The sequence below is a fragment of the Nostoc sp. WHI genome, from assembly GCF_015714725.1.
In the GTDB taxonomy this organism is placed as follows: Bacteria; Cyanobacteriota; Cyanobacteriia; order Cyanobacteriales; family Nostocaceae; genus Nostoc.
Window position 1 is genome coordinate 22,635 of sequence record NZ_WBKM01000250.1, and the last position, 6,774, is coordinate 29,408.

The window sequence follows — 6,774 nt, forward strand, 5'->3', positions numbered from 1 at the left end:
CCTACTTTCTTAAAAACCCGGTTTTTTTAATAAACCGGGTTGATGAAGTCCTCTAAAAGTCTGTTGACTTGGAATAGCTAATAAAATGATTAAGTTGCCCGATCAATTTTTTGCACTTCTTCATTAGATAGTTTCACATTGATAGCTTGTGCTGAGTCTTCAATGCTGGAAATTTTGCTAGCACCAGGAATTGGCAAAATAGCGGGCGACTTGGAACACAACCACGCCAAAACGATATTATACACTGACACGCCTTTTTCTTTAGCTAACTGAGCGATCGCAGGGATATCTTGCAAGTCCTCATGGCGACGCCTACCACCAAAGGGACTCCAAGGCAAAAATGTCAATCCTTGCTGTTCGCAATACTTCAACACGCCGTCATTTTCTGGCTGTCGTTGCCAAGGGCTGTATTGATTCTGCACCGAGACAATATCCACCACATCCCGCGCCTGCTTAATTTGTTCAACGGAAAAGTTAGAAACTCCCACAAACCGAATTAAACCAGCCTCTACTGCTTCTTTAACTGGTGTAAGGGATTCTTCAATGGTGTAATTAGTATCGGGAGAATGGTATTGCCAAACATCGATGGGTTTAGCACCACCCAAAGCCTCAAAACTGACTCGAATTGTTTGGCGTAAATGTTCGGGGTTGCCGTTGCTTGTCCAGTTGCCATTGGGACGCATCAAACCGCCCTTAGTTGCTACAATCACTTGGCTAACATCGCCTTTGTAACTAGTAAGTGCCTTGTGAATTAATTGCTCGTTGTGGTGCTTATCTGACTCGTCTTTGCAGTAGGAGTCGGCGGTGTCAATAAATGTAATACCGAGATCCAAGGCCCGATGAATAACTTGGATTGATTGCGATTCGGGAGGACGATTAGAAATTGACATGGGCATACCACCCAAACCAATCGCACTCACAAAGATACCAGTTTTTCCTAGTTGTTTGGTTTCCATGCTTCTAGCTATAGCTTTCTGCCCCAATTATCTATCAGTTAGCCAAAGCTTTTTTAGCGATTTATCAGAAATCTTCCCTAGTACTTAGACTTGGCGATAATTAAATAGGCTACGAAGGGAATACTCTACTCAAGGAGTTAAGTATTCTATACACAGATGAAAATTGTAGAGGAAACCCGTACCAGATTGCAGCTAAAGCATCGACCACTCAGTTATTGGTTTAGCGGGTGGTGCATTTTTACTATCTGTTTAAGCTTTTTGATTTACTGCTTAGTTTTTGATTCTGCTTCAGTTAAAATAAGTTGCGATCGCATCTTACCAAGCCAAGTTAACTGTGAATTGAAGCGGTTTAATTTGCTAGGAAGTATGGATAAACTTAAAATGTTTGATCCCCAGGAAGTATACATCATGACCAAGAGTGGTAGTAAAGGGGGAAAAACCTATCAAGTTATAATTGTGACTCCATTTCGAGACTTTGCGCTGCTATCACATATTAGCTATCAAGAGAATCAAGAAGTTGCCTTGAAAATCAACGATTTTATCAACTCTGGGCAAACTTCCCTATTAGTGCAGCAAAATCAGCGAAATTATCTATTTTTCTTAAGTTTATTTATATTGATTATTATGGCGATCACAGTTTATTTTGCAACATCACCTGTAACTACTTGCACTTTCTATAAGAGTCTTAATCAGGTATTTATAGAACGTAAAAGTTTGCGTGGTAACAAAATTATCGAACATCCACTAGAAAACATTCTGCGTTTTGATATTCAAGAAAAGCAATTTAAATATTCTAAGCTTTATCGGGTTGTAATTGTCCTGAAATCTGGCCAAGAAATTCCAATTAACCCACAATATACTGGTGAAAAGAGGATTAGAGATGCAGTTTCTCGGATACACTTATTCCTAAAATATTAACAGAAATTACCCGCACTACGCGCCGCTACGCCCTGAGACTGAAATTATCGGCTTACAAACAAAGCCTATCGAACCAGGCTTTTCGGTATTAAGTTCGCGCAGGTTATAGCCTAATATGGTTCAATTAAGCGTTATTGGTGTGTAAATAATTGGTCTTTGAAGACGCGATAAATCGCGTCTCTACATGAGGGCTTTGGGCTTATCTGAACTGTATTGGGTTATAGCAGCGACTTTAGAATACTGAAGTTGTCCGGCTAACACAACCCAATCAACTAGAAATACCCACTTTGTCAGTTTGTCTAATTAAGTTATGTTTGGTAAATAAAATAAGTAGCCTACACGATCGGCTGTTATTCCACACTTGACATAAAGCATTGTGAGTGCAAAACGTCTGCCAGAAACCATTGCCCATGTCAGAATTACCCGCCAATCCTGGCAACACGGCTTCCTTGAGGGCGAAGTGAGCGCGGGTGAGTTTGAGTGGCATTTCCAGTGGCATTTTCGCCGGGGAGAACTTGCCGTCAAGCCTTCCCAAGGCCGCGCCTTAATTAAAGAACCCCTCGGTCGATTTTTGGAGCAACAAGATTACCAGCTAGAGCCTGGAGGAGATTATGCTTTTATTATTCGGGCGGAACTTTAAAAGTTAGGAGCCATTCAATTTTGGATTTTAGATTTTGGATTTTGGATTGAAGAAAAAATCTAAAATCTAAAATTGGTTGACTGCTGAATCAGCAGTGAGGCGATTTAAGTATCTTTCGATTAAGAGGATGGCAACAATGTCATCTATCGGTCTTGGAGGCTGTCGCATACCCTTTGGCAATAGCTTTGTTAGCCCTTTGGGTGGGTACATTTGCCAATAGCGATCGCGGGCTTCTAAGGTTGTGTAGCGCTCATCTACTAAAATGATATTTAGGGCTGTTGTTAATTCCTGATATAATTGCTGTTTCCACTGCTTGGCTGTAGTTTGGTCGCCCATCACCATCAAAGAGATAGGAAACTTTTGTCGCAGTGTCTCAATGGTAGCGATCGCCTCTTTTGCTAATACGACCTGATGATAATACAGTTGCCGATCCAGTCCCATCACCGCTAAACCACACTTATCCCGACCTGGATCAAATCCCAAGATGACTGGTTGCGTTGGTGAAAATTCACGGAAATTCATAAGAAATATAAATTAAAAATTAAAAATAAACAAATACAATCATAGTCCTACGTCTTTAAGTATGGGTTCCTCCTGCCTCTTGCCTCTTGCCTCTTGCCTCTTGCCTCCTGCCTCCTGAATAATAACAGTGTGCAAATATTTTTTAAGTGCTAAAAATAATTTGTCCGTTGACTATTGCCACTAATTTTACTCTCAATGGCCCGGCTGTATAGGTGTCCTGTGCTGCGATCGCTTTAATCTCCAATGATTGATTAGACTGTCTTAGTTGGGCGACAAAGCGCAGAAAAGCCCCCTCTACTTGGACATTTTCGATAATTCCGGCATTACGCGCCCGAAATTGGGAAGCAGAAATCAATAGTTCCAGCCGTTGCTGTAATTGATAAGATGTCATAGTTTGGGGATCGGCAGTAGTTGTGGCTAGCTGTGCGCCTCCCAAAAAAACCAATTGATTCCGCGCTGTATCGGCGAAAAATTCGATCTGCTTTTCTCCCCTGACGTAATTACCAGCCGAGAAAATTCGCACCACGTATTCTTGACCATCGCCAATCTGTTTGCTCAATTGCTCAACTCTCTCCTGAGTCACGCGCACTAGCTCTACATTTGCCGGATTTGCACCAGGCTCACTTAATTCCAGGTTGGCGTTCCGATTGGCTTCTTGTAAAATTTGTCCCACCGCCTGGCGAGCAGCAAAAGGTTGGGTAACACGAACTACACCAGCGGCCAGAACTTGACCGCGAACTAAGGCAAGCTTACCCAGACGCAGGTCGCGGTACGACTGATAATATTTTTCTAGTCTTGCAACTTCCTGCTCTAGAGATTGCTGTTGTCCTTCCAATTCTTTGAGGCGAAATTCCCGTTTGATAATTACTTCCTCTCGTGCCGCAACTTCGAGGTTACGCTTTTGAATCAGTTGATCTAGTTGGGCAATTTTTTGATCGCGCGCTTCTATGGCTTCTTGACGGTTAGCAAGTTCGCGATCGCGTCTTCCAATGGCTGCTTTGGCTTCGTCAATCGCTTTTTTAGCTTCGGCATACAGTCGTTGACGTTCTGTTTTGAGTAGTTCAACTGCCGCCTGTAGCTCTTTTCTCTGGTTATAAACGCTTTGCAATTCAGCTATGGCTCTTTGGTACTGAGTTACAACTTTATCTAGTTTACCTTGAGTGCGTTGAAGTTGAGTTTGAGTTTGGGCTTGTTGATTAATGGTGCTGTTCAACTGAGCTTGTGTTTGGCGTTGTTTAGCATTGGCCGCCTGCAAGGATTGATTGATTACCTGCAAGTCTTGTTGGGCTTTTGTTTGGGCAATTCTTGCCTGGTTTAGCTCACTCTCTGCCTGACTTTTCTGAGTTTCTGCGGTTTTTAGCTGTTCCCGCTTCTGCCTGAGGTCTGTTTGAATATCTTCTAACTCAAAAACTCCTTTTCGCAAGCCTTCATCGGCAGCGAATAAAATCCCTAAGGTTGATGCTGAAATCAAACCACCCGTAAAAATAGTTACTACTACAGCAGTGTTTTTCGGACGAAGGTTAAAAAGTGAGAGGCGAGCTTTGCCAACTCGTGTGCCGATGCGATCGCCCACGGTGGCAATTACGCCTCCCAGAATTAAAATTGCTGCGATGAGGATGTATCCGGTGGTCATCTTTAGCTACCGAAATCCTTCCAGATACAGCCTACTACTTTTAACCATTGCCTATAGAGAAGTGGAGATTGGCAATAGCTGAAATTACTCACTTTTAGATTTACCTCTAGCTATTAGTGTCATCTTTAAAAACACAACACACGCCGATTCCCCTGACTCCAATTGCATTTATGTGAACTGCCTACTTAAGGTAACAGGTTTATGCACAGTAATCTTCTTTTTGTGAATAGAAATCATCTTTTTTTCACGCAAATCTCCCAGTAGCCTAGTAACGGTAACACGAGTTGAACCAATTGCCTCAGCGATCGCTTGATGAGATAACTTCAAATCAATTGTGATTCCATCTGCACAAGGAACCCCAAAATCCCGACAAAGAATTAACAAAAAACTCACCAACCTGGAACCCATATCTCGGTGAGCGAGAGTTTCAATCATCATCTCTGTTTGTAAAATGCGCGAAGACAAACCGCGCAGCATTAACATTGATAATTCTGGATTTTCCTTGAGTGCTTGCTCCACTTGTTCAATTGGCGCTGACAGTAATTCCACAGGCGTAAATGCAACCGCATGGTAAAACCGATCCGACTTATTTCCTGTCAGCAATGACAATACACCAAAAACACTATTTTCCCGCAGCAACGCTACCGTTATTTCCTCTCCTGCCTCGTACACCCTGGAAAGTTTAACAGCACCTTTCAAAAGAAAATAAACTCGTTCGGCAGGATCGCCAGGAAAAAAGATCGTTTTATTGCGTTCAAACGTTTCTACAACTGGCGGAAACGCCCCAGTCGCCATCTGACGAAAAACATTTGCTAGGGCTTTATCTTGTGTCACGATCATCTCCCTTCCCCTACCCAATGCCGGAAAAACAAAAACTAATTACCTAAGAATACACCTGAAAAATGAATAAAGCACCGTCAACCTTTCTGTACTTTCCTATACTCAAACTAATCTCTTCATAACTCTTTGTTTATAATGATACATAATTGTTGATCCTTTCAGCTATTAGTTGTTGATAAGTACTTCCAATAGGTGTATTAACAAGGTTTTTTAAAGAACAAATAAAGATATTTTTAGAATATCTTTATGAAGAATCAAGAATTTTGTCACAACAAACACCCCTGCTAATATTCATTTTTGCAAATCCTGTGTAAAACAAAGACAAAACGTGCCTCAGATTCTAGTATGCTCCTAATGATCGATCGCATTAACAATTTATATGCTAAATCTGACTGGAAAAAATGCCCTTGTTACAGGTATTGCCAATAACCGCTCGATCGCTTGGGGCATTGCCCAACAGCTGCACAAAGCCGGAGCAAACCTGGGTATTACCTACCTGCCGGATGAACGCGGCAAAATGGAGACAAAAGTTGCGGAATTGGTAGAACCCCTTAACCCCAGCTTATTTCTTCCCTGTAATGTCCAAAACGACGAACAAATTCAATCTACCTTTGAAACAGTACGCGAGAAGTGGGGAAAGCTAGATATCCTTATTCACTGTCTTGCCTTTGCCAACAAAGACGATTTGACTGGAGATTTTAGCCAAACTTCTCGTTCTGGCTTCAACACTGCCTTAGAAATCAGCACCTATTCACTGATGCAGTTAAGTGGTGCGGCTAAACCTTTGATGACAGAGGGAGGTAGTATCGTCACCCTCACATATTTAGGCGGCGTCAAAGCAATTCCCAACTATAACGTTATGGGAGTTGCCAAAGCGGGGTTAGAAATGAGTGTGCGTTACTTGGCCGCTGAACTGGGGCCGCAAAATATCCGCGTCAATGCCATCTCCGCAGGCCCCATCCGCACTTTGGCATCTTCAGCAGTGGGCGGTATTTTGGATATGATTCATCATGTAGAGAAAGTAGCTCCCCTAAAACGCACCGTTACTCAGCTAGAAGTTGGCAACGCTGCGGCTTTCTTGTGTAGTGATTTGTCCAGTGGCATTACCGGACAAGTTCTCTATGTAGATGCAGGATATGAAATTATGGGAATGTAAGATAATTTTGGGAGTGGGGAGTAGGGAGTAGGGAGTAGGGAGAGCAAGCGAACAATTATTCTTGCCCATTCCACATTTCCCATTCCACATTCCCCACTCCCCACTCCCC

General features: G+C 42.5%; 7 protein-coding genes. 3 read left to right on the top strand and 4 right to left on the bottom strand.

Annotated features, from left to right (window positions below; genetic code table 11):
• Positions 1 to 89: 89 nt before the first annotated feature.
• On the bottom strand, positions 90 to 956 hold the full coding sequence (locus tag F8S12_RS25765; protein WP_196519144.1) for an aldo/keto reductase: 867 nt from the start codon (positions 954 to 956) through the stop codon (positions 90 to 92).
• 156 nt (positions 957 to 1,112) lie between these two features.
• Between F8S12_RS25765 and F8S12_RS40960 the strand changes: the two genes are divergently transcribed.
• The gene (locus F8S12_RS40960; protein ID WP_230968275.1) at positions 1,113 to 1,874 is read left to right on the top strand and encodes a hypothetical protein; all 762 of its coding nucleotides are present in this window, start codon (positions 1,113 to 1,115) and stop codon (positions 1,872 to 1,874) included.
• A 376-nt stretch (positions 1,875 to 2,250) separates the two neighbouring features.
• A complete protein-coding gene (locus tag F8S12_RS25775; RefSeq protein WP_196519145.1) occupies positions 2,251 to 2,514 on the top strand; it encodes a DUF3146 family protein in 264 nt (87 codons plus the stop codon).
• Between the two features lie 66 nt (positions 2,515 to 2,580).
• On the opposite strand, the gene ruvX is transcribed toward F8S12_RS25775, so the two are convergent.
• The 3 genes from ruvX to ntcA form a co-directional block, all read right to left on the bottom strand.
• Complete coding sequence (gene ruvX, locus F8S12_RS25780; protein WP_196519146.1) at positions 2,581 to 3,036, bottom strand: Holliday junction resolvase RuvX; 456 nt, start codon at positions 3,034 to 3,036, stop codon at positions 2,581 to 2,583.
• Between the two features lie 142 nt (positions 3,037 to 3,178).
• Positions 3,179 to 4,669 (bottom strand): DUF3084 domain-containing protein, encoded by a 1,491-nt coding sequence (locus F8S12_RS25785; protein WP_196519147.1) that lies wholly within the window; start codon positions 4,667 to 4,669, stop codon positions 3,179 to 3,181.
• 168 nt (positions 4,670 to 4,837) lie between these two features.
• The gene (gene ntcA, locus F8S12_RS25790; RefSeq protein WP_010998529.1) at positions 4,838 to 5,509 is read right to left on the bottom strand and encodes a global nitrogen regulator NtcA; all 672 of its coding nucleotides are present in this window, start codon (positions 5,507 to 5,509) and stop codon (positions 4,838 to 4,840) included.
• 379 nt (positions 5,510 to 5,888) lie between these two features.
• Here ntcA and fabI point away from each other — a divergent pair, with 379 nt between their 5' ends.
• Positions 5,889 to 6,665, top strand: a complete 777-nt coding sequence (gene fabI, locus F8S12_RS25795) for an enoyl-ACP reductase FabI (protein ID WP_196519148.1) — start codon at positions 5,889 to 5,891, stop codon at positions 6,663 to 6,665.
• The last annotated feature ends 109 nt before the right edge of the window (positions 6,666 to 6,774 follow it).

Excerpts from the sequence above, each read along its gene's own strand:
- F8S12_RS25765 (WP_196519144.1), bottom strand. The coding sequence starts at position 956 with ATGGAAACCAAACAACTAGGAAAAACTGGTATCTTTGTGAGTGCGATT.
- ntcA (WP_010998529.1), bottom strand. The coding sequence starts at position 5,509 with ATGATCGTGACACAAGATAAAGCCCTAGCAAATGTTTTTCGTCAGATG.
- F8S12_RS40960 (WP_230968275.1), top strand. The coding sequence starts at position 1,113 with ATGAAAATTGTAGAGGAAACCCGTACCAGATTGCAGCTAAAGCATCGA.
- F8S12_RS25785 (WP_196519147.1), bottom strand. The coding sequence starts at position 4,669 with ATGACCACCGGATACATCCTCATCGCAGCAATTTTAATTCTGGGAGGC.
- fabI (WP_196519148.1), top strand. The coding sequence starts at position 5,889 with ATGCTAAATCTGACTGGAAAAAATGCCCTTGTTACAGGTATTGCCAAT.
- ruvX (WP_196519146.1), bottom strand. The coding sequence starts at position 3,036 with ATGAATTTCCGTGAATTTTCACCAACGCAACCAGTCATCTTGGGATTT.